The sequence below is a fragment of the Sphingomonas hankyongi genome (assembly GCF_023516575.1).
Lineage (GTDB): Bacteria > Pseudomonadota > Alphaproteobacteria > Sphingomonadales > Sphingomonadaceae > Sphingomicrobium > Sphingomicrobium hankyongi.
This window is the reverse complement of sequence record NZ_JAMGBE010000001.1, coordinates 117106-137464: the sequence shown is the minus strand read 5'-3', so window position 1 is coordinate 137464 and position 20359 is coordinate 117106. Positions and strand designations below refer to the sequence as shown.

The window sequence follows — 20359 nt, the reverse complement described above, 5'->3', positions numbered from 1 at the left end:
GGTCTGAAGGGTGAGCATGGCCACTGAGGCACAGTCCGCTGCAGGTTCACAAGACACAGCCACTGAAGGGGGAGTCCGCCGTCGCGACTTCCTGAACGTTGCCGCAGTCAGCTTCGCTGGCGTCGGTGCAGTCGCGGCGGTCGCTCCGCTGCTGGTGCAAATGGCGCCGCCGGCCGACGTGCTGGCCTTGGCCACCACCGAAGTCGACATTTCGAAGATCCAGCCCGGCCAGGCGATCAAGACCAGCTGGCGCAAGCAGCCGGTGTTCATCCGCAACCTGACGCCGGCGGAAATCAAGGCGGCGAACGCAGTACCGCTGTCGGAGCTTCGCGATCCGCAGTCGCTCGCCGACAGGACCAAGCCCGGCAAGGCGAACTGGCTGATCACGCTCGGCGTCTGCACCCACCTCGGCTGCGTGCCGCTGGGCGCCGGCGAGGGCGAGAACCGCGGGCCGTACGGCGGTTATTTCTGCCCGTGCCACGGGTCGGCTTACGACACTGCGGCTCGCATCCGCAGCGGGCCGGCTCCGCTGAACCTGCAGGTGCCGGAATACAGCTTCATTTCACCGACTACGGTTCAGATCGGCGGGGGTAAGGGTAAATGAGCTTCTCCTGGGCCAAGGCGTACGAACCCAAGCATCCCTTCATGCGCTGGATGGATGAGCGCCTGCCGCTCCCGCGCCTCGTCTACGGTGCGATCGGCGGCGGCTATCCGGTGCCCCGCAACCTCAATTATTGGTGGAATTTCGGCGTCCTCGCCGGGATCTTCCTGACCATCCAGATCGTCACCGGCATCGTGCTGGCGATGTGGTATTTCGCCAGCGCCGACCATGCCTTCACCTCGGTCGAGCACATCATGCGCGACGTCAACGCCGGGTGGTTGATCCGCTATGCGCACATGAACGGGGCGAGCTTCTTCTTCATCGTCACCTATATCCATATCTTCCGCGGTCTCTTTTACGGCTCCTACAAGGCGCCGCGAGAGCTGGTGTGGATGCTCGGCCTCGTCATCTACCTGCTGATGATGGCGACGGCATTCATGGGCTACGTGCTGCCCTGGGGACAGATGAGCTACTGGGGCGCTCAGGTGATCACCGGCTTCTTCTCCGCATTCCCGCTGGTCGGGGAGCCGATCCGCGTCTGGCTGCTGGGCGGTTACGCGCCGGACCAGGCTGCGCTCAGCCGCTTCTTCTCGCTGCACTATCTGCTGCCGTTCGTGATTGCCGCCGTGGTGGTCCTGCACATCTGGGCCCTGCATATCCCGGGATCGGGCAACCCCACCGGCGTCGACGTGAAGGATGAGCGCGACACCCTGCCGTTCCATCCGTTCTATACGGCGAAGGACGGCTGGTTCGCCGCCGCCTTCCTCGGCCTGTACGCGATCGTGACCTATTACGCGCCCAACTATCTGGGCCACCCGGACAATTACATTCCGGCCAATCCGCTGGCGACGCCGGCGCACATCGTGCCCGAATGGTATTTCTGGCCGTTCTACGCGATCCTGCGCTCCTTCACCGTCGACTTCATCTTCCCCGCGAAGCTGTGGGGCGTGCTGGCGATGTTCCTGTCGATCCTGCTGCTCTTCTTCCTGCCCTGGCTCGACAAGTCGCCGGTTCGTTCGGGCAGCTATCGCCCGGTGTTCAAGCGCTTCTTCTGGCTGCTCGTCGCTGACGTCGTCATCCTGGGGTACATCGGCGGCGCGCCGATCAGCCCGGCCCGCGTCGCGATCGGTCAGATCGCCGCTGCCTATTATTTCCTTCATTTCCTCGTGATCCTGCCGCTGGTCTCGAGGTTCGAAACGCCGCTGCCGCTGCCGGCGTCGATCACCGATAGCGTCCTGCATGGCGAGAAGGCGGAAGCCGCGCCGGCAGGGCAGAAACCGCGGCACGGTTCAGTTGCCACGGCTGCGGCCGAGTAAGGGGGCGAAAGCAAAGATGGTCCGAGTTATCGGTTTCCTGGTCGGGCTGGTCTTCGCCGGCGTTCTGCTGATCTCGCTCGTCGTCGGCGTGTCGAATTACTTCAGCAATCCGCCCGAGGAGCTGGCCGCCGAGGCCTTGCACCAGCATCCGCAGCACCTGCGCCTTTCCAGCGACGGTCCCTTCGGCAAGTTCGACAAGGCGCAGCTGCAGCGCGGCTTCCAGGTCTACAAGGAAGTCTGCTCGGCCTGCCACAGCCTGAGCCTGGTGTCGTTCCGCGATCTGCATGCGCTCGGCTACGAGGAGCCGGAGATCAAGGCGATCGCCGACCAGTGGCAGGTGCAGGTTCCGAGCATCAACCCGGAGACGGGTGAAGCTTCGTCGCGCAAGGCGGTTCCGTCGGATCGCTTCCCGTCGCCTTATGCCAACGAAATCGCGGCGCGCGCGGCGAACAACAACGCGCTTCCGCCTGACCTCTCGCTGATCACCAAGTCGCGCGAGGGCGGCGCCTCTTATGTCCACGCTTTGCTGACCGGTTATCGTAATCAGTCGCCGGAGCTGCTCAAGGAGCATCCGGACGCCAAGACGCCTCCGGGGCTGCACTACAATCCGTGGTTCGCGAACCTGAATATCGCGATGCCGCCGCCGCTGACCGCTGAAGGCCAGGTGACGTTCGCCGATGGGACTAAGGGCACAGTGGACCAGATGGCGACGGACGTCGCGGCCTTCCTGGTGTGGACCGCCGAGCCAAAGCTCGAGAGCCGGCATGCGGCAGGACTTGCTGTCGTCGTCTTCCTGCTGATCGCGTCAATCCTCGGCTACCTTGCGTATCGGCAAATCTGGTACGAGGCGAAGCGCAAGGTTCGCGTCACCGGTCCGCTGGAGCCGAAGAACCAGGCGAAGAGCCGGAGCGCCAAGGCGAAGCAGGGCGTCGCCGGCTAGGAACGACGTCGGAAGCTTATGCGGCTAGCTGCCCGCGAAGGGCGCCGTCCGGATATTCGGTCGTATAAACGTTCACGTAATAATCGGATGGATCGGCGACGATCGCCGCGAGCTGCTTGTTGGTCCACAACACGCACCGGGAGAGGTCTTCGTCCATTCCGGTGAACAGTGTCACGACCGTCGGTCCGATCTGGTGCGGATGGCCGCGGTGAATGTGCGCCATCAGTGGCGTCGCGAGCCCAGACAGCTTGAACTTGTAGCAGATCTGTTGCTTCGACTCGTCGATGGCGAGACGCACCGAACCCGCGCCATCGAGGTCGCCCGCACCCCCTTCAGGATGATCGAGGGTCGCCTCTGCGGCACCGGATAGGGGAACGGTGTAGCTTTCTTTCGCAACAGGGATCGTGTCGGTGTTGGCGGTCGCCATCAATGTGATGGAGGCGATGGCCAGAATGCTGATCTTCGGAAGTCGCACGGGCATCTCCATCCCGCGCTCCAGTCGCGAACCCTCGCTGCTGCGATTAGGTTCCGGGCGGTTCGGTAACTTGGCCGAGCGTTTCGCCGAGTTGTGCTTGTTCAGCTGCGGCATGGCCCGAGCCGGCGCGGCATGTTAGGCTGGCGGAGGGGACAAGTTATGGCATTGTTGCGGCGGTTGAGTGCCGACCAGAAGCGCAGCGTCAGTCACTGGTCGATGGAATTGGTCGTCGTCGTTGCGGGCGTGCTGATTGCGCTGTGGCTGCAGGAATTGGTCGAACGGCGCCGTGCAGTCTCGGACATGCAAGCTGCCGAGGACGCTATTCATGATGAGGTCCGCTCTGCGCTGACAAGCCTCATCTGGCGCGACGCGATCAGCCAATGCCATCTTGATCGGGCCAACCTGCTCAAGGCGGCGTTGACCGGCGATCGGGATATTGGCCGGGTCTCGACGACAATGCGCTCGTCTTCCTTAAGCCTGGACCGGGGCGTTACTCCGCGCCCACGGTCTTTCCGAGCGTCTATCAAAGGCCGCGCGACACTTTCTCGACGTCGGCATGGAATAGCGCGCTGGCGACCGGCGCACTCGCGCCGATGGATCGCCAGAAATTCGAGCAGCTGGTTGGGATCTACGACCTGATACAGGTGGTCCGCGACAACCAGGAACTCGAGGATCGTGCGGCGACGAAGCTCTCTGCCTTGGCATTCCCGATGCGGCTGACGCCCGAGACCCGTGTCGAGCTAATCCAGGCGCTTTACGACATTGATCGCAGCCGTTTCTCGTTCTCGGCCTTCGGCGTGTCGCCGCTCGCTGAAGGGATGAAGGCGATGGGCTGGGACGACAAAACGGAAGTCGACAAGTGGATCGTCGATGACGCCGCCGACGATAAACGCAATCACATCGTGTGGAAGCCTTGCGTCAGAAGGCCGAAGAATCCCTTTGGCTAGAGCGGGACTCCGTACAGGTCGTGCTCGTCGGAATCCTCGATGCGGACGCGGACGAAGTCGCCGGGCTGGAGTCCGCCGGCATCGCGAAGATGTACCTCGCCATCAATCTCGGGAGCATCCGCTTTGGAACGGCCGGTGGCGCCGACGCCGTGATGATGCGCCGGGTGCGGGGCGTCGAGATGGGCGAGATCGGGCCCACGCTCGTCCGAAGGCTGATCGTCCACCCGGTCGATTAGAACATCGATGGTCGAGCCGACCTTGGCGGCGAGCTTCTCGGCGCTGATGCGCGCGGAGAGCTCCATGATGCGCTCGTACCGGTCGTATTTTTCCTCGTCGGAAACGGGATTCGGCAGGTCGTTGGCGGCCGCGCCCTGGACGGGCTCGAACTTGAACGCGCCGACGCGATCGAGCTGCGCTTCCTGAAGCCAGTCGAGAAGATATTGAAAGTCCGCCTCGGTCTCGCCGGGGAAGCCGACGACGAAGCTGGAGCGGATGGCAATGTCGGGGACCAGCGCGCGCCAGGCGTGGAGACGCTCAAGCACCTTGGCTTCGTTCGCAGGGCGCTTCATGGCCTTCAGCACCTTCGGGCTGGCGTGCTGGAAGGGGATGTCCAGGTAAGGGAGGACTTTGCCTTCGGCCATCAGCGGGATGACGCGGTCGACGTGGGGATAGGGATAGACGTAGTGCAGGCGGATCCAGGGCGTCTCGCCTTCGGGCGTGCGCAGTCCGCCGAGTTTTGCCGCAAGGTCGGTCATGTGGGCGCGGACTTCGCTGCCGTCCTTGAGCGGGTAAACGGCGTGCTTGAGGTCGAGGCCGTAGGCGCTGGTATCCTGGCTGATGACCAGCAGCTCCTTGGTACCCGCGGCGACGAGCTTTTCGGCCTCGCGCAGGATGGCGTCGGGACGCCGGCTGCTGAGGTCGCCGCGGATCGACGGGATGATGCAGAAGGCGCAGCGGTGATTGCAGCCCTCCGAAATCTTCAGATAGCTGTAGTGTCGCGGCGTAAGCTTGAGGCCCGCTTCCGGGACAAGGTCGATGAACGGGGACGGGACAGGCGGCGCGGCTTCATGCACCGCCGCGACGACTTCCTCATATTGCTGCGGCCCGGTGACGGCGAGCACATCCGGGAAACGCTCGCGAATGACCTCGGCTTCCTTGCCCATGCAGCCGGTGACGACGACCCGCCCATTCTCCGCGATCGCTTCGCCAATGGCCTCCAGGCTCTCTTCCTTCGCGCTGTCGAGGAAGCCGCAGGTGTTGACCAGTACCACGTCCGCGCCCGCATAATCGGGCGACATGTCGTATCCATCGGCGCGCAGCTTGGTCATGATACGCTCGCTGTCGACCAGTGCCTTGGGACAGCCGAGTGAGACCAGCCCGACGCGCGGGGGCTTGGGAAGTGTTGTGACGTTCATCGGAAGGGCCGCGCCAATATAGATATTTTGCGGCGGAATCGAGGCCTTGCGCTGAACGCCTTGTTCATAGTGCGGCGCAGCGGCTAAGGGGCGCCTTCCCCATCGCTTTCACGGAGTAGGCATGCGCATCGCAATGATCGGTACCGGCTATGTCGGGCTCGTTTCCGGTGCCTGCTTTGCCGATTTCGGTCACCAGGTCTGCTGCGTCGACATGGACGCCGGCAAGATCGAAGGACTTCAGGCCGGCAGGATGCCGATCTGGGAGCCTGGTCTCGAAGCTCTGGTGAAGGCGAACTCGGAGCACGGTCGGCTGACGTTCACGACGGATTTGCCGAGCGGTGTAGCGAATGCGCAGGCGGTCTTCATCGCCGTCGGAACCCCGGCGCGCCGCGGCGACGGCCATGCCGATCTCACCTTCGTCTTCGATGCGGTGCGGGAGCTTGCGAAAGTCATCAAGCCGGGGACCGTCGTCGTTACCAAATCGACGGTGCCGGTCGGGACGGGCGACGAGATCGAGCGGATCCTCAAGGAAGAGGGCGTGACCGGAGTCTCTGTCGCTTCGAATCCGGAGTTCCTTCGGGAAGGTGCGGCGATCGCCGACTTCAAGCATCCGGACAGGATCGTGGTCGGCGCTGAGGACGAGCATGCGCGCGAAATCCTGCGTGAGATCTATCGGCCGTTGTTCCTCAACCGCGCGCCGATCCTGTTCACTGGGAGGCGCACCGCCGAGCTTACGAAATATGCCGCGAACGCTTTCCTCGCGGTCAAGATCAGCTTCATCAACGAAATTGCCGACCTCTGTGAGGCCGTGGACGCCGACGTCCAGGACGTTGCGCGCGGCATCGGTCTCGATAACCGGATCGGGCCGAAATTTCTCCACGCCGGGCCTGGCTACGGCGGAAGCTGCTTCCCCAAGGATACGCTCGCGTTGCTTCAGACCGCGGAGAAGTTCGGCGTCGACCAGCGCATCGTGCGCACCACTGTCGGCGTCAACGACGACCGGAAAGCGGCGATGGTCGATCGCGTCGAAAGGGCAATCGGCAGTTCGGTGCAGGGCAAAAGGATCGGCGTCCTCGGCCTCGCCTTCAAGCCCAACACGGACGACATGCGAGATGCTCCGTCCATTCCGCTCATCAATTCGCTCGTCGAACGCGGCGCTAAAGTCAGCGCCTTCGATCCGGTCGCTAGGGAACAGGCGGAGAAGGTCTTCAACAATATCGAATTCGCCCATGATGCCTATGCCGCTGCCAGTGGCGCCGATGCGCTGGTGATCGTGACGGAATGGGACGAGTTCCGGGCGCTCGATCTCGACAAGATCGCATCATCGATGGGCGGCAAGGTGCTCGTCGACTTGCGCAACGTCTACGATCGCCAAGAGGCGGAGGAAGCTGGCCTGACATATTTCGGCGTGGGTCGCGGGCGTACTGTCGCGGCCTGATCCCTCCACATCGGTTCTTTTTGCATCCGAAAGGATCGATCCGCGTATAGTGGTCCGGAAGGTCGGCTGCGTATGCGCGAGGATTCATAGATGAAGCACGACCGGCTGCCCGCGGTTCGCGAGGCTTCCATCTTCACCCGGAAGCGTTTCCAGTTCGCGAGCGCCTTGATCATAGGCGCGTTGCTGCCCTGGGTCCTTCGTGGACCGCTGCCGGGCGAGCTGTCCGAGGCATCGACCGTCAATACGCTGGTCGCCAATGCCGCCGCTATCGTCATCGCTTTCTGGATGCGCCTTAGCATCGAGACCTATCCGGGCATTCGCCGCGCTTATGTGATCTTCCCATCGGCGCTCAGCGGGCACGGTCTGACTCTGGTCTGGTTCACGATGGCGCGCTTTCCCTACGACCGCGTTGGGCTGGCGCTCGGGTTCGTGCTTCACGTTGTCTGGCTGTATGCGCTCTACGTTTACGCGGACCGGCGCGTTCGCCGACGCATCGCGGTAGTTCCATTCGGAAAGGTCCAGGCTCTTCAGGCCATCGATTCCGTCGACTGGAAGGTCCTCGCCCGCCCGCGCCTCCATGACGCACGCAATTGCTCCGCGATTGTCGCGGATTTCAGCGCTGACCTGCCCGACGAATGGGAGGCTTTCCTCGCCGACGCGGCGCTCGCCGGGCGCATCGTCTACCAGGTCAAGCAATTGTCGGAATCGCTGACTGGACGGGTGGAGCTGGAGCAATTGTCGGAGAACAGCTTCGGATCGCTCTTGCCGGCGCGCGGCTATTTCTACCTCAAGAGCTTCGGTGATTTTATCCTCGCCTTGCTGTTGCTGCCGGTCGCGCTGCCGGTGATGGCGCTTATCGCCGTCGCCATCCGACTTGAGAGCCGGGGCCCGGCACTGTTCCGCCAGAAGCGTGTCGGTCACACCGGCAAGAATTTCACCGTATACAAGTTCAGGACGATGCTGCCGGTCGAGATTGGCGACGAGCGTCACGCCGCGATCACGCAGGACGACGACGACCGTGTCACCCGCGCAGGCCGCTTCCTGCGCAACACTCGCCTCGACGAGCTGCCGCAGATCTTCAACATCCTGAAATGGCAGATGAGCTGGATCGGACCCCGGCCCGAGGCGGAGGTCCTATCGATCTGGTACACGAGCGAGATTCCCTTCTACCGCTACCGCCACGTCGTGAAGCCAGGGATTTCCGGCTGGGCGCAGGTGAACCAGGGACATGTGGCCGAGGTGGACCAGGTTCACCGCAAGCTGCAGTACGACTTCTACTACATCAAATATTTCTCGCCCTGGCTGGATCTTCTGATCCTGCTGCGCACGATCAAGACGATGCTGACCGGGTGGGGCGCGCGCTGATCGGCGCCGTCTCCCGCATCATCACGAAAATTGGCAGGACCGCCACTGCGACCAAGGCAATCATCGCGCCGGGCGCCATCGCCCATCCTGTCCTTTCGATCAGCAGCTGAGCAAGCCAGGGAGTGAACCCGCCGAAGACGGCGGTCGCCATGGTCGCACCGAGCGCGAGGCCGGTCACCCGCCCTTCGCCAGCGAACTGCTCGGCCGTCGCAACCGCGCCGACAGCGCTGAAGGAGCCCGCCACGCAGGCGAGAACCAGCGCGCCGACCAGCGCCGCTCCCGGACCTCCGCTCGCCATCAGCGAGAACATCGCGGCCGGCAGCGCCGCGCTGAGCAACGAGAGGATGATGAGCACCGGTCGTCGGCCGATGTGATCGGACAAGGCGCCGGTGAACGGCGTGACGAGGATGACCGCGACAGCGGCAATTGTAGAAAGCCACAAGGCGCTGCCCTCGGAGAACGAACCTGCCGATGTCAGGAAGGCCGGCACGTAGGTGATCCCGACATAATAAGTGATCGAACCGAGCGCGGAGATGGCGAAGGAGCGGGCGATCGCTCCTCGCTGGGTGGCAAGCGCATGGCGCAATGGGACGTCCGGAACCGTTCCGTGCGACTGCTGGCGTTCGAATTCGGGCGATTCCTGCATCGTCGAGCGGGCGACCCACACGCTGCCGGCAAGTATGGCGCCGACGAAGAAGGGGATGCGCCATCCCCAGCTCTGCAGGCTGTCCTCGCTCATCGAAGCGACGGTCAGGGCGGACACGCCAACGGCGAGAAGCGCACCTATCTCGCTGGCCGCCGACGCCGAGGAAGCGATCAGGCCGCGCCGGCTCTCCGGCGCTCCCTCGAGCAGGTAGGCGACCACGCCGGTATATTCACCACCGACCGAGAAACCCATCACGCAGCGCAGGAAGATCAGCAACCCGCCGGCAGCAGCTCCGATCTCGGCGCGCGTAGGCAGCAATGCCGTCGCGAGCATCGCCGCGGTCATCATCGCCACCGATCGCAGCAGCATGTGGCGCCGCCCGATCCGGTCCCCGATATGGCCGAACACGACGGCGCCCAGCGGCCGCATCAGATAGGCGATCGCAAATCCGCCGAGGGTGACGAGCAGGGACTGCGCACCGCCACCGAAGAACACTCTCGACAGCACCGTGGCGAAATAAAGGTAGAGCGTGAAGTCGTACCATTCGACGATGGTCGAGAATGCCGCCACCGCGAGCGACGCGTGGGACACTGGACGGTGCGGCTCGGCCATCCTGCTTTGTACTAAGCGGCGGAGCGAAGCGCACCCCTGGCGAGTTTCGCTACTCCATGGCTGTTGAAATCATCCTGCTGGCGGGAGGAATCCTGATCGTCGCGCTAACGCTGGCGGATGTGTTCGACACCGTCGTCGTTCCGGGCGGAAGCCGCACTTCGCTGCGTGTCGCGCGAAGGCTCGCACGCGGGCTCCTGCCGCTCTGGAAAGCCGTTCGGGGCCGCCGCCGGGGCCTTAGCGCCGTGTTCGCGCCCACCATCCTCGTCGGCTGCTTCGTCATCTGGATGTTCCTGCTGTGCATCGGCTTCGCGATGATCAGCTACGCCCTTCCATCCTCCTTCCATCCGCCGCTCAGGAGCTTCTGGGACGGCTTCTACCTGGTCGGCAGCTCACTCGTCACGGTCGGGCTCAGCGAAACCAACGCGACCGGACCGGGCCGCTGGGTCGTGCTCGCCGCGGGCTTCTGCGGGCTGGCGGTGATGACCATGGCGGTGACCTATTTGCTGATGGTTCAGAGCAGCGTCTCCCAGCGCGACATCGGGATCATCAAGCTCAACACGTCCGCGGGGGATCCGCCGTCGGCGCTGACGCTGCTCGAGAAGTTCGCGGCAATCGGCAATCGCGGCGAGCTTCCCGAAGTACTGAAGGAAGGACGAAACTGGTGCGCGACCGTGCGCCAGAGCCATTCGTCCCATCCGTCGCTGATATATTTCCAGTCGATGGGCACCGGCGCCGGCTGGCCAGCGGCGCTGGGCGCGCTGCTCGATCTCGCGCTGATCGCCGAGCGGATGCTCGACGAGCCGGATCTGCGCGGTCCGGCGGTCCTGTTGCGGGAGGACGCCCTGCGTATGTCCGAAGAACTCGCGGCCCTGCTTGGCGTGGAGCGCGATCCGCCGGAGGATGTGACCGCGGCGATCGAGCAGGTCGCCGTCCGGCTGCGCACCGCGGGATATGATCTGCAGGATCCGGACGTGGCCAGCGTAGCTCGGCTCCGGGCGGAGCATGAAAGCTGCGTAAAAGGACTGGCGGACCATCTCGGCCGGCCGGGGGCGGTCCTCATCCGGTAAGCCAGTTGCATCCCGCATCGGGAAATCACCCGATGAGATTTGCGATTCGGCCGAATGATAGTCTGCGGATGAATCAATCTCCGATCGCGGCGCTTGCCGCCCTTGCAATCGCCCTTGTCCCCACCAGCGCCGCCGCCCAGGCGGTCAAGCGCGGCGATCGTGCAATCCTCGACGTTGCGCAGACGCTGAAGCCCGGCCAATTCGTCTGGGCTCCGGAGCTGACCGGCGAAGGCCCCGCGCTGGTGATCGTCAATCTCGAGACGCAGCGGCTGGTCATGTTCCGCAACGGAGTGCCGATCGCGGCCTCGACCATCTCTAGCGGCGCCCCGGGCCACGAGACTCCGACCGGCGTCTTCTCGATCCTCCAGAAAAGGGAGGAGCATTATTCGAAGACCTATAACAACGCGCCAATGCCCAACATGCAGCGGCTGACCTGGAAGGGGATCGCGCTGCATGCCGGCAAGCTGCCCGGCTACCCGGCATCGCACGGCTGCATTCGCCTGCCGCTGCAATTCTCCAAATTGCTGTTCGGCCAGACGGAGCTGGGGATGACGGTCGTCATCGCGCACATCCCGATCCGGCCGCAGGATTCGGGCGAGCCGCTGGCGGCCAATCCGGCCGGCCCGCAGGCATCCTTCAGCAAGGCCTCCTACCAGTGGAATCCGCCTGCGACGGCCTCCTACGACCCGCTTTCGGTGGTCGTCAGCGCCGCCGACCAGAAGGCGGTGGTGATCCAGGACGGCAAGGAGATCGGCTCGGCCCCCGTCCGCGTCAACGGCGACCTTCAGGGTGGAACCGCCTACGTGCTGAAGTCGTGGGACGATAGCGGCAAGCACTGGCTCAAGCTCCGCTTCTCCGGCGCGGGCGGGACGATGGATGTCGGGCCCGAAGAGCTGAAGCGCTTCGATGCGCCAGACGCATTCCGCGCCGCCCTGGCCGCCGCGGTCCGTCCGGGGAGCGTGGTCATCGTCACCCCGGAGTCCCTGAAGGCCGGAAGCGCAGGAGAATCGACGACGGTCCTCGCCGACGAAACCGCCAAATAGACCCACCTGCCGAACCCATTGCGGACGTCGGACGAACGGCGCACGATGTCGGCAATGGCTCGATATGTGAAGAAGCCAGTGGTCATCGAGGCCGTTCAGTGGTTCAAGCCCGGCGACCATCCGGCAGTCCTCGCGGACGGAGCGGCAGACGCCAGCGGCTATATCGACACCCCCGAAGGCCGCCTGAAAGTTACGCCCGGGGACTGGATCATCACCGGCGTCGCCGGCGAGAATTATCCCTGCAAGCCCGACATCTTCGAGCAACTCTACATGCCTGCCGATTGATCCCGAACCAGCTCCCTAGGCACTCATGTGAAGCCGTTCGCGCGCTTCGGCGAGCATCTTCTTGAACCGGGGATCGTCTCTCAGCCGGTCAAGATCCGGATCGATCTCCGCATGGCGGATATGCGTGACCCCGAGTGTCGTTCGGAAATAGGGCTCCAGCACTTCAATGGCGCGATCAACATCATCAAGATCGGTCGTTAGCGCGCATGCCAGATTGTACCGCATGATGTTGTTGTCGGGGTCGAGCAAAAGTGCACGATCGATCCAGTCCTTGGCCCTATCGTCCTCGCCGATTGCCGCGAGAGCAGTCACTCCGGCAGCAAGGACCGTCGAGTTCGACGGGTCCGCGGCAATGGCTTTCTCCGTGCGTTCGACCGTCCTTTGGGCCGCGCGCCGCATCTGGTCCTGGTCGCCGGACTCCCGATAGCAGGTGATCAGCATTCCAGCGTTGTGCCAATCGGATTCCATCAGCGATGCGGCCTTTTCGAAATAAGGGATGGAATCGCGGATCCGCCCCTGTCGAAAGAGCAGCCGCGCTGCCTCGCGATTCACTTCCCACGAGTCCGGGTCGAGGCGAACAGCGGTCTCTATCTCGCCTGTCGCTTCGGCTTTCTTCCCCTGCTCTTCGAACAGATGCGCCTTGACGCAATGCGCCTCCGCAAGATTGGGGTTTATCGCAAGGGCGCGCTCGGCTGCGGGTTCCGGATCGACGGTCATGCCGTGCCAGAAGCGTAACTGGGATTGAGCGAGCGCCATCAGTGCCCATGCCTGCGCATAATCCGGATCGAACGTCAGCGCCTGCTTGCACATGCGAATGATCGCTTCCTGCCGCCGAACGTCCCCCAGGCTGCCCTCGGTCCACTGCTGGCGCGCCATCAAATAGAGGTTGTAGGCCTCCACACTCGAGGTGCCGCGAGCCTCTATCGCCTTCTTTTCGGAAGGGAGCAGCTTCAGGCGCAGGGACGATACGATAGCTTTGGAAATCTCGTCCTGAATGGCAAAGATGTCGGTGAGGTCGCGATCGTAGCGATCGGCCCAAACGTGACCGCCGGTCGCAGAATCGATCAGCTGCGCCGTGATCCTTACCCGGTCACCCGCTTTGCGGACGCTGCCCTCCAGCACATGCGTCACGTCCAGAGCGTGCCCGACCTCCTTCACGTCCATCACGCGGCCCTTGAACGTAAAGGCGGTGTTCCGCGCCACGACGAAAAGCGCAGATACCTGCGACAGGTCGGTGATGATGTCCTCGGTGATCCCGTCGCTGAAATATTCCTGCTCAGGGTCGCCGCTCATATTCACAAAGGGCAGCACGCAAATGGATGCGCCGCGCGCGACCTCCTGCGGCTGGGCGCCCGGCCGATCCTTGGGGAGAGACTCCCCAGTCGTCTTGGCGATCGCGCTGAGAAGATCCGCCAGGTTCTCCGGCTCCCCGCCACCATTCCACCTGGTGAGATCGACCGTGTGAAATTGGCGAAATCCCAGCGGCGGCCGGCTTCCGTCAAGGGTTACGGGAACCAGCCTGCCGGTATCCCTGCCCTCGGCCGCCTCGTCCTGCACCCATGCGGATTCGAGGGCGGCCCTGGTCCAAAGGACCACAACGGCCTCCGCATCCTTGAGCTCGCGGTCTATTTCAGAGGCAAATCGGGAACCGCCCTGGATCTGGCGGTCCCACCAAACCTCATGGCCCGCGCGACCGACGCACTCCGCCAAAGGTTTGGCGGCGTCGACGTCCTCACGCGCATAGCTCAGGAAGACCTTGGCCACGGCCCCTCCTTTGGGGCGCTTCTTGCGCTTAACCTCCGTTATCTTCAAGCCGGACTCATCCGCTCGCCCAGCAGCGGTCTTTGCATACGATCGATCTTGGCGCTTCGGGCGGGCCAAAGGCCGTATTGGTCGAACGTGACCGCGAGCCGACATTCCGGCGCACGAACCGCTGAAGCTGCAGTCATGCGCGCACTGAATATCGTAACCCTGGTCCTCCTCATCGTCGGCGGGATCAACTGGGGCCTGGTCGGCCTCGCCGGCTTCGACCTGGTCGCCGCAATCTTTGGCGAGATGTCGACGCTGTCCCGGATCGTCTACTCGCTCGTCGGGCTTTCCGCGCTGTGGCAGATCGTCCCGCTGGTCCAGGGCCGGCAATGATGCTCGGGGGCACGGGGGCGATCGGAGCGGCTTTGCTCGCGATCGCGCCCGTCTCCGCCGCGCCGCAGCCGGCGCCATCAGCGAGCAGTCTTCAGTCGCAGCTTGCGGGCGAATGGGAAGGCGCGCTCGGCTATCGCGACTACCAGTCGAACGAGCTTTTCGAGCTGCCGGTGAAGACGGTGATCGAAGCGGTCCCGGACGGCGCCACGCAAGTCCGCCGATCCGTCTACGACGAAGGCGCACGCAAGGCGCCGGTATGGATCGTCAGCCTTCTGCAATGGACCAAGGACGGCAAGCTCGCCACGGCGGTGATGCGGGCGGGACGGGAGCCCGAACTGCTCAGCGAAGCCGCCGAAGTCACCAGCTATTCCTCCCCCGCGAACTGGGTCGTCACCTATCGACGGACCGGCACGGACGACGACAAGCCCGCGGACATCAAGGTAACGGAGACCAGGACGGGCGACCATTTATTGTCCGTCAAGGAAGTCCGCCCCGTCGGAAGCCCCTCCGCCCCCTGGCAATTCCGCAACCAGGTCAGGCTCAAGAAAGTCCGCTAGCTTGCTTTCGTGCTCAGGCGACGCACCAGCGTCGGCCTCGCTGCACTCGGCGCGAAGCATGTCGAACCAGGCATCGCGCAATTGCTCCTCCTCGGCGCGCGCTTCGGCGGCGGCAGCAGCTTCACTGGCGTCGAGGATCGCGGCTTCCTCGGGCGTGCACTCGCGGTGGTAGCGGGTATCGGCGGGATTCCCGATCTCATAGCCGGCGAAGCCGGGCGGGGGCGGGAAGTCGGTCATCCACACCGGCTCGTCGAGGCTTTCCTCGTCCCGCCAGCATCGGTCGGAAAGGTCGAGGCCTGCCTCCTCCCTGTCACCTTGAATGAGTGAAACAGGGGGGTCTTCCACTTCCTCCACTTTGTGACCTTTCGACCCTTCGAACAGGCCCAGGGCATGTGCGACGCCTTCGTCGTCGCCGACGCGCAGCGCGCCAATCGCGAGCTCCCAATCAAATGTCTCACGCTGTCCTGGAACCCGGCCCTCGCCGGGGAACAGACTGCGCTCGCCGCGCGTGCTGACGGTCAAGCCGGTTTCGGCGAGGCGGTCGAGGCGGCGGAGGATGGCGAGACCGAGGCGATTGTCGAGTACGTGCCGCTCCCCGACCAGCTCGCCGTCGCGCCAGATTTGCTCGATGTTTCCCTCGATGGAGCGCGCGAGGAGGGTGTCTGCGAGCCGCTCCCGCGCGATAGCCAGCGCCGCCGCCCATGCGGCAGCGAAGGCCGGGTTGCGGCGCCGCGCGGCATAAGCGCCGGAAATGCTCATGCCGGCTGCGTCGCAGGCTTCGGCGACGACGGCGGTCTCGGCGAGGGTTTCGCAGAATGCCGCCATCTTTTCGCCAGTCCAGCCGTCGTGACGGATCGTGGGAAGCGTTGATGGTGCTTGTGGTTCGTGCTGATCGTTTTCCATGAACCACATTGGAACATAGGACAGCGGCTGTAGGAAAGTGGATTATGTCCGCTTTCGACCCATAGCGACATTGAAGCGAGCCAATGCGACTATTGTGGCGGCGATACGTTTCAAGGGCATGGATACAGCAATGCAAAGGCCTCGAAGACGGGAAACTCCTGAAGAGAGGGAGCATCGACAAGTTCGGGAAGCTCGAGTGAAAAAAGCCGACGCCGCAGCGGATGAGGCGGCAATTGATCAGATGGTTAGCCGCAGTATCGAGCAATACGGCCCCTGACGGGCTTCGAGTCGAGAGTCCGATTTCCACCCAACGCTATCATCAGGTTCACCAATCGACCGGGGCTGCAGGCGGCTCGCCTTCATTCCAAACTTCCAGGTCGGCGAGCCATTGAGCAATGGCCTGCTTCTGTCGCGCGTCCATATGGACGACACAGGACTCAAAGGCCTTTATCGCGCCTTGCCGGAATGCTTCACGGGCCTTCGGTTCATCATGCCACATGCGCATGCCCTAAGTGCAACAACGACGCGCGCCATAACCTGAATTGTTGTTGGCCTCGAAACGTCCGCCTTCCACCCATTGCGGACACTATCGTACAGTCAGGATTTCGGTCTCCTCATCGAATGACGGACCTCGTCCACGATATGCTGCAGCTCGGTAATCGCTTCGGTGAGGCCGTCCGGCTTGGATTGCCGGAACAATTTTAGCGAGCCTTCGAGGCTTGTGAGCAGGACGTCCGCCTCATCCATGCCCTCGGAAGCGCCGCTGCGCGGCAGCTTAAGGTGAAAAGTCGCCCCTTCCGGGTTGCCCGACGAGGCCCAGAGCTGACCCCCATGCTCCTCGGCAATGGTGCGGCAAAGCGGAAGGCCCAGCCCCGTTCCGGTCGCCTTGGTCGTGAAGAAGGGATCGAAAATATGCTCCATGTCGTGGTCCGCGATACCGGTGCCGTTGTCGTTGACTTCGATCAGCACGTCTCGCCCGTTCGCAACGGCTGAGCTGATCGCAAGGCTGTGAGAGCGGTCAGGCAAGGCACGAAGCGATTCCACCGCATTGTTCAACAGGTTCACGAGAACGCGCTGTATCTGAACCCGGTCGGCCTTTATCGGCGGCAGCCCATCCGCCAGGGAAAGTTTCAGCGATATCTTGCTCGCCGCCATCTCCCTTTCAAAAAGCGAAGTGGTTTCGAGCACCAGGTCGTTCAGGCAGAATTCCGTCGCTCGGCCGGGTTCCTTGGCGAAAGTCGCCCTAATGCTCCTGATGATGTCGAACGTGCGACTGCCGGCATCGCCGACGGCACGCAAAGCGGCAATCGCCTTTTTCACATCGGGCCGCGGCTGAGTGAGCCAATTCAGGCCCGCAGCCGCATTGAGGCTGACTGCGGTCAACGGCTGCCCCACCTCGTGGGAGATCGCCGCCGTGACGGCATCCATCGACATCAAGCGGGCCTCCCGCTCACGCCGCCGCGCCGCGGTCGAAACAGCCAGCCGCGCATAGAGCCGATTGGATTCGGTGATGAGCGCCAGCATGACGCTGAGGTTGGAAACCAGGACCAGGCCAAGGAATACGTAAGCGCCGAGGCTGAAGCGCGAATGCAGCAGCATGTTTAGCAGCGACTGTGCCAGCCATGCGGCCAGCGAGACCAGCAGCCACAGGTCAAGGACCGACTTTTCCTGGCGGACGAGCATGACCGCCGCGGCTGTCGTCCATCCAATCACCACCAGGTTCAAGGTCACCAATGTCGACCGGATGACGTGGCTTTTATCTGTAAAGAACGGGGGCAACAGGTCGTGCCCGAGCGTCGCCAGCAATGTCACGAATATCGCGAGCGCGATCGACGTCAGCACGCCCGCGAGAATATTGGTCGGAAACCGCTCCAGCCCCGGCCGGCTGGCCTCATCCGCGCGCTTGAGCCAGGCGTACAGGAAGATGGCAATCGGCACCGACAATCGCCAGAATGCCGCAATCCAGCCTGTCGTATTGATCTTGGCTCCAAGCAGGCCGTTAGGGGAAAACGCCCCCGGGAAGGTCAGCGCCCAAGGAATGAGCAGCAGCCCCGCCAGGACATAGCCGGAAGCCAGCACGACCAGGGCGCGCGACCGGTAAACCGTGGCTTGCGCGTACAGGATGGCCGCAGTGATCAAATCGCAAACGAGCATCCCGGCATCGAGCGCCGGGATCAGTCCGGGAATCGCGCCCACGTGGATATTTTGAAACGGCATCACGACGAGGAGGATGAGGCCGATCAGTCCGCCGATCGCGAAGGCGATCCGAATCTCTGTCCGGCTCGGCGCGGTATCGAACAATCCGAGTTGGTCTTGCGCCACGACGTTCCCCCTAAATGTCGAGACGTTCGATGACAGAGACTGAAGAGGCTACCGCGTTTCTCGGTGCAAGCCTAGTGGAGGCTGCCACTGGAGGCAGGGACGACGCGTCAGGCGTCGATTTCGTCGTCCTCGAGCGCTGAGGCGCGGCTCTGGATGAACTCGAACCGCGGCGCGGGATCGCGGCCCATCAGCCGCTCGACGAGGTCCTTGACCGGCTGGCGGTCTTCGTAGGCGGCGGGGAGGGTGACGCGCAGCATCGAGCGCGTCGCCGGGTCCATCGTCGTTTCCTTGAGCTGCGACGGGTTCATCTCGCCGAGGCCCTTGAAGCGGCTGACCTCAACCTTCTTGCCCTTGAACTCGCGCGCTTCGAGCTCGGCGCGGTGGGCGTCGTCACGGGCGTACAGGGTCTTGGCCCCGGCGGTGAGGCGATAGAGCGGCGGCTGGGCGAGGAAGAGGTGACCCCGGCGCACCAGCTCCGGCATTTCCTGGAAGAAGAAGGTCATCAGCAGGGTCGCGATGTGCGCGCCGTCGACGTCGGCGTCCGTCATGATGACGATGCGCTCGTAGCGCAAAGCCTCCTCGTTCCATTTGTCGCGCGTGCCGCAGCCGAGCGCGAGGTTGAGATCGGCGATTTCCTGGTTGGCGCGGATCTTGTCGGCCGAAGCGGAGGCGACGTTGAGGATCTTGCCGCGGATCGGAAGGATCGCCTGCGTCTTGCGGTCGCGCGCCTGCTTGGCGGAGCCGCCCGCGCTGTCGCCCTCGACGATGAACAATTCGGTGCCGTCGGGGTCGTCCGATGAGCAGTCGGTAAGCTTGCCGGGGAGGCGCAGCTTGCGCGCGGAGGTCGCGGTCTTGCGCTGAACCTCACGCTCGGCGCGGCGGCGCAGGCGCTCCTCCATGCGCTCGACGATCGAGCCGAGCAAAGCGCGGCCGCGGTCCATATTGTCGGCGAGATAATGGTCGAAATGGTCGCGGACAGCGGCCTCGACGAAGCGCGCGGCCTCGAGGCTGGTGAGCCGGTCCTTGGTCTGGCTCTGGAAATGCGGGTTGCGGATGAACACGCTGAGCATCAGCTCGACACCGTTGAAGACGTCGTCGGCGGTGATGTCCTTCGCCTTCTTGTTGCCGATCAGCTCGCCAAAGGCGCGGATGCCCTTGGTGAGAGCGGCGCGAAGGCCCGCTTCATGCGTTCCGCCGTCGGGCGTCGGGATGGTGTTGCAATAATAGCTTTCGGAGCCGTCGGAATAGAGCGGCCAGGCGACCGCCCATTCGGCGCTGCCCTGCGGCTCTCCCGAAGGGTCGGCGGGGAAGGGCTGGCGGCCGGTGAAGGGCTGGTTGGTGACGGCGGGGCGCTCGCCGAGCTGCTCGGCGAGATGGTCGGCAAGGCCGCCGGGGAACTGGAATACGGCGGTCTCGGGGACGTCAGCCGAGACGAGCGAGGGATCGCAGCGCCAGCGGATCTCGACCCCGGCGAAGAGATAGGCCTTGGAGCGGGCGAGCTTGTAGAGGCGCTCGGGCGAGAATTTGGCGTCCGCGCCGAAGATCTCCGGGTCGGGCGTGAAGGCGACGGTCGTGCCGCGGCGGTTGGGCGCGGCGCCCACGGTCTCCAGCTTCGAGGTCGCGTTCCCGCGCGCGAAGCTCTGGCGGTAGAGGGTCTTGTCGCGGGCGACCTCGACGATCGTGTCGGTCGAAAGCGCGTTGACCACGCTGACTCCGACGCCGTGCAGCCCGCCGGAGGTGGAATAGGCCTTGCCCTCGAACTTCCCGCCCGAGTGGAGGGTGGTCATGATGACCTCGAGCGCGGACTTGCCGGGATATTTGGGGTGCGGATCGACGGGGATGCCGCGCCCGTTGTCCGTGACCGTCAGCCGGTTGCCGGTCTCAAGCGTGACCTCGATCCGGTTGGCGTGGCCGGCGACCGCCTCGTCCATCGCATTGTCGATGACCTCCGCGGCGAGGTGATGGAGCGCGCGGTCGTCGGTGCCGCCGATGTACATGCCCGGGCGGCGGCGGACCGGCTCGAGACCTTCGAGCACCTCGATCGAGGAGGCGTCGTAGCTGTCGGGCGTCGAGGAGGCCGAAGACGAGAACAGGTCGGACATTTGCTTGCGATATAGGGCGCGGATTCAAGCCGTGCCAAGCGCGCGGCGATCCGTTTTCCACAGCTCTTGAAACTGGAAACCGCAATTCCAAATCAGTGTCTGCCAGGCGCCATGATGGGCCTGGCGACGGAGCGCGCATGCTCCACACGCGCATGTCCGCTTCGCCTAGTCGCTCAAATGGAG

Annotated in this window: 18 protein-coding genes; 11 read left to right on the top strand and 7 right to left on the bottom strand. The window is 63.9% G+C overall.

Annotated elements, in window-relative coordinates; translation table 11 throughout:
- Positions 1–16: 16 nt before the first annotated feature.
- From petA to LZ538_RS00720, 3 genes are read left to right on the top strand one after another with little or no spacing between them, the layout of a single operon-like run.
- Positions 17–604, top strand: coding sequence for a ubiquinol-cytochrome c reductase iron-sulfur subunit (petA, locus tag LZ538_RS00730; RefSeq protein ID WP_249830088.1), 588 nt, complete (start codon positions 17–19; stop codon positions 602–604).
- Positions 601–1917 (top strand): cytochrome b, encoded by a 1317-nt coding sequence (locus LZ538_RS00725; RefSeq protein WP_249830087.1) that lies wholly within the window; start codon positions 601–603, stop codon positions 1915–1917. The genes petA and LZ538_RS00725 overlap by 4 nt, the downstream gene beginning before the upstream one ends.
- Positions 1918–1933: 16 nt before the next feature.
- Positions 1934–2857 carry a cytochrome c1 gene (locus LZ538_RS00720; protein WP_249830086.1) on the top strand — a complete coding sequence of 308 codons (924 nt, stop codon included), beginning with the start codon at positions 1934–1936 and terminating at the stop codon, positions 2855–2857.
- 16 nt (positions 2858–2873) lie between these two features.
- On the opposite strand, the gene LZ538_RS00715 is transcribed toward LZ538_RS00720, so the two are convergent.
- Positions 2874–3446, bottom strand: a complete 573-nt coding sequence (locus LZ538_RS00715) for a CHRD domain-containing protein (protein ID WP_249830085.1) — start codon at positions 3444–3446, stop codon at positions 2874–2876.
- 479 nt (positions 3447–3925) lie between these two features.
- Between LZ538_RS00715 and LZ538_RS00710 the strand changes: the two genes are divergently transcribed.
- Complete coding sequence (locus LZ538_RS00710; protein WP_249830084.1) at positions 3926–4279, top strand: hypothetical protein; 354 nt, start codon at positions 3926–3928, stop codon at positions 4277–4279.
- On the opposite strand, the gene rimO is transcribed toward LZ538_RS00710, so the two are convergent.
- Positions 4276–5694, bottom strand: coding sequence for a 30S ribosomal protein S12 methylthiotransferase RimO (rimO, locus tag LZ538_RS00705; RefSeq protein ID WP_249830083.1), 1419 nt, complete (start codon positions 5692–5694; stop codon positions 4276–4278). The two genes, LZ538_RS00710 and rimO, sit on opposite strands and share 4 nt — an antisense overlap.
- Before the next feature lie 121 nt (positions 5695–5815).
- Between rimO and LZ538_RS00700 the strand changes: the two genes are divergently transcribed.
- Both LZ538_RS00700 and LZ538_RS00695 read left to right on the top strand, forming a co-directional pair.
- Positions 5816–7132, top strand: coding sequence for a UDP-glucose dehydrogenase family protein (locus tag LZ538_RS00700; RefSeq protein WP_249830082.1), 1317 nt, complete (start codon positions 5816–5818; stop codon positions 7130–7132).
- A 90-nt stretch (positions 7133–7222) separates the two neighbouring features.
- Entirely contained in the window at positions 7223–8497 is a 1275-nt protein-coding gene (locus LZ538_RS00695; RefSeq protein WP_249830081.1) for a sugar transferase, read from the top strand.
- Here the strand turns inward: LZ538_RS00695 and LZ538_RS00690 are convergent.
- Positions 8463–9755, bottom strand: coding sequence for an MFS transporter (locus LZ538_RS00690; RefSeq protein WP_249830080.1), 1293 nt, complete (start codon positions 9753–9755; stop codon positions 8463–8465). The two genes, LZ538_RS00695 and LZ538_RS00690, sit on opposite strands and share 35 nt — an antisense overlap.
- 56 nt (positions 9756–9811) lie before the next feature.
- Between LZ538_RS00690 and LZ538_RS00685 the strand changes: the two genes are divergently transcribed.
- The 3 genes from LZ538_RS00685 (at position 9812) to LZ538_RS00675 (ending at position 12150) form a co-directional block, all read left to right on the top strand.
- Positions 9812–10822, top strand: a complete 1011-nt coding sequence (locus LZ538_RS00685) for an ion channel (protein ID WP_249830079.1) — start codon at positions 9812–9814, stop codon at positions 10820–10822.
- A 68-nt stretch (positions 10823–10890) separates the two neighbouring features.
- Positions 10891–11865: a L,D-transpeptidase family protein gene (locus tag LZ538_RS00680; protein ID WP_249830078.1), complete on the top strand. Its 975-nt coding sequence runs from the start codon at positions 10891–10893 to the stop codon at positions 11863–11865.
- Positions 11866–11910: 45 nt separating this feature from the next.
- A complete protein-coding gene (locus LZ538_RS00675) occupies positions 11911–12150 on the top strand; it encodes a hypothetical protein (RefSeq protein ID WP_249830077.1) in 240 nt (79 codons plus the stop codon).
- 15 nt (positions 12151–12165) lie between these two features.
- On the opposite strand, the gene LZ538_RS00670 is transcribed toward LZ538_RS00675, so the two are convergent.
- Positions 12166–13914, bottom strand: coding sequence for a TIR domain-containing protein (locus tag LZ538_RS00670; RefSeq protein ID WP_249830076.1), 1749 nt, complete (start codon positions 13912–13914; stop codon positions 12166–12168).
- 183 nt (positions 13915–14097) lie between these two features.
- On the opposite strand from LZ538_RS00670, the gene LZ538_RS00665 reads away from it, so the two are divergent.
- Both LZ538_RS00665 and LZ538_RS00660 read left to right on the top strand, forming a co-directional pair.
- Positions 14098–14292 (top strand): DUF378 domain-containing protein, encoded by a 195-nt coding sequence (locus LZ538_RS00665; RefSeq protein WP_249830075.1) that lies wholly within the window; start codon positions 14098–14100, stop codon positions 14290–14292.
- A complete protein-coding gene (locus LZ538_RS00660) occupies positions 14289–14849 on the top strand; it encodes a hypothetical protein (protein ID WP_249830074.1) in 561 nt (186 codons plus the stop codon). Before LZ538_RS00665 ends, LZ538_RS00660 begins: the two co-directional genes overlap by 4 nt.
- Here the strand turns inward: LZ538_RS00660 and LZ538_RS00655 are convergent.
- From LZ538_RS00655 to parE, 3 genes are all read right to left on the bottom strand, one after another.
- Positions 14760–15674 (bottom strand): hypothetical protein, encoded by a 915-nt coding sequence (locus LZ538_RS00655; RefSeq protein WP_249830073.1) that lies wholly within the window; start codon positions 15672–15674, stop codon positions 14760–14762. The two genes, LZ538_RS00660 and LZ538_RS00655, sit on opposite strands and share 90 nt — an antisense overlap.
- A gap of 675 nt (positions 15675–16349) precedes the next feature.
- Complete coding sequence (locus LZ538_RS00650) at positions 16350–18074, bottom strand: sensor histidine kinase (protein WP_249830072.1); 1725 nt, start codon at positions 18072–18074, stop codon at positions 16350–16352.
- A gap of 107 nt (positions 18075–18181) precedes the next feature.
- A complete protein-coding gene (gene parE / locus LZ538_RS00645) occupies positions 18182–20176 on the bottom strand; it encodes a DNA topoisomerase IV subunit B (RefSeq protein WP_249830071.1) in 1995 nt (664 codons plus the stop codon).
- Positions 20177–20359: the final 183 nt, after the last annotated feature.

What these genes read in the sequence shown, in the direction of transcription:
- petA (WP_249830088.1), top strand. Translation starts at nt 17, where the DNA reads ATGGCCACTGAGGCACAGTCCGCTGCAGGTTCACAAGACACAGCCACT.
- LZ538_RS00725 (WP_249830087.1), top strand. Translation starts at nt 601, where the DNA reads ATGAGCTTCTCCTGGGCCAAGGCGTACGAACCCAAGCATCCCTTCATG.
- LZ538_RS00720 (WP_249830086.1), top strand. Translation starts at nt 1,934, where the DNA reads ATGGTCCGAGTTATCGGTTTCCTGGTCGGGCTGGTCTTCGCCGGCGTT.
- LZ538_RS00715 (WP_249830085.1), bottom strand. Translation starts at nt 3,446, where the DNA reads ATGCCGCAGCTGAACAAGCACAACTCGGCGAAACGCTCGGCCAAGTTA.
- LZ538_RS00710 (WP_249830084.1), top strand. Translation starts at nt 3,926, where the DNA reads ATGGATCGCCAGAAATTCGAGCAGCTGGTTGGGATCTACGACCTGATA.
- rimO (WP_249830083.1), bottom strand. Translation starts at nt 5,694, where the DNA reads ATGAACGTCACAACACTTCCCAAGCCCCCGCGCGTCGGGCTGGTCTCA.
- LZ538_RS00700 (WP_249830082.1), top strand. Translation starts at nt 5,816, where the DNA reads ATGCGCATCGCAATGATCGGTACCGGCTATGTCGGGCTCGTTTCCGGT.
- LZ538_RS00695 (WP_249830081.1), top strand. Translation starts at nt 7,223, where the DNA reads ATGAAGCACGACCGGCTGCCCGCGGTTCGCGAGGCTTCCATCTTCACC.
- LZ538_RS00690 (WP_249830080.1), bottom strand. Translation starts at nt 9,755, where the DNA reads ATGGCCGAGCCGCACCGTCCAGTGTCCCACGCGTCGCTCGCGGTGGCG.
- LZ538_RS00685 (WP_249830079.1), top strand. Translation starts at nt 9,812, where the DNA reads ATGGCTGTTGAAATCATCCTGCTGGCGGGAGGAATCCTGATCGTCGCG.
- LZ538_RS00680 (WP_249830078.1), top strand. Translation starts at nt 10,891, where the DNA reads ATGAATCAATCTCCGATCGCGGCGCTTGCCGCCCTTGCAATCGCCCTT.
- LZ538_RS00675 (WP_249830077.1), top strand. Translation starts at nt 11,911, where the DNA reads ATGTCGGCAATGGCTCGATATGTGAAGAAGCCAGTGGTCATCGAGGCC.
- LZ538_RS00665 (WP_249830075.1), top strand. Translation starts at nt 14,098, where the DNA reads ATGCGCGCACTGAATATCGTAACCCTGGTCCTCCTCATCGTCGGCGGG.
- LZ538_RS00660 (WP_249830074.1), top strand. Translation starts at nt 14,289, where the DNA reads ATGATGCTCGGGGGCACGGGGGCGATCGGAGCGGCTTTGCTCGCGATC.
- LZ538_RS00655 (WP_249830073.1), bottom strand. Translation starts at nt 15,674, where the DNA reads ATGGCGGCATTCTGCGAAACCCTCGCCGAGACCGCCGTCGTCGCCGAA.
- parE (WP_249830071.1), bottom strand. Translation starts at nt 20,176, where the DNA reads ATGTCCGACCTGTTCTCGTCTTCGGCCTCCTCGACGCCCGACAGCTAC.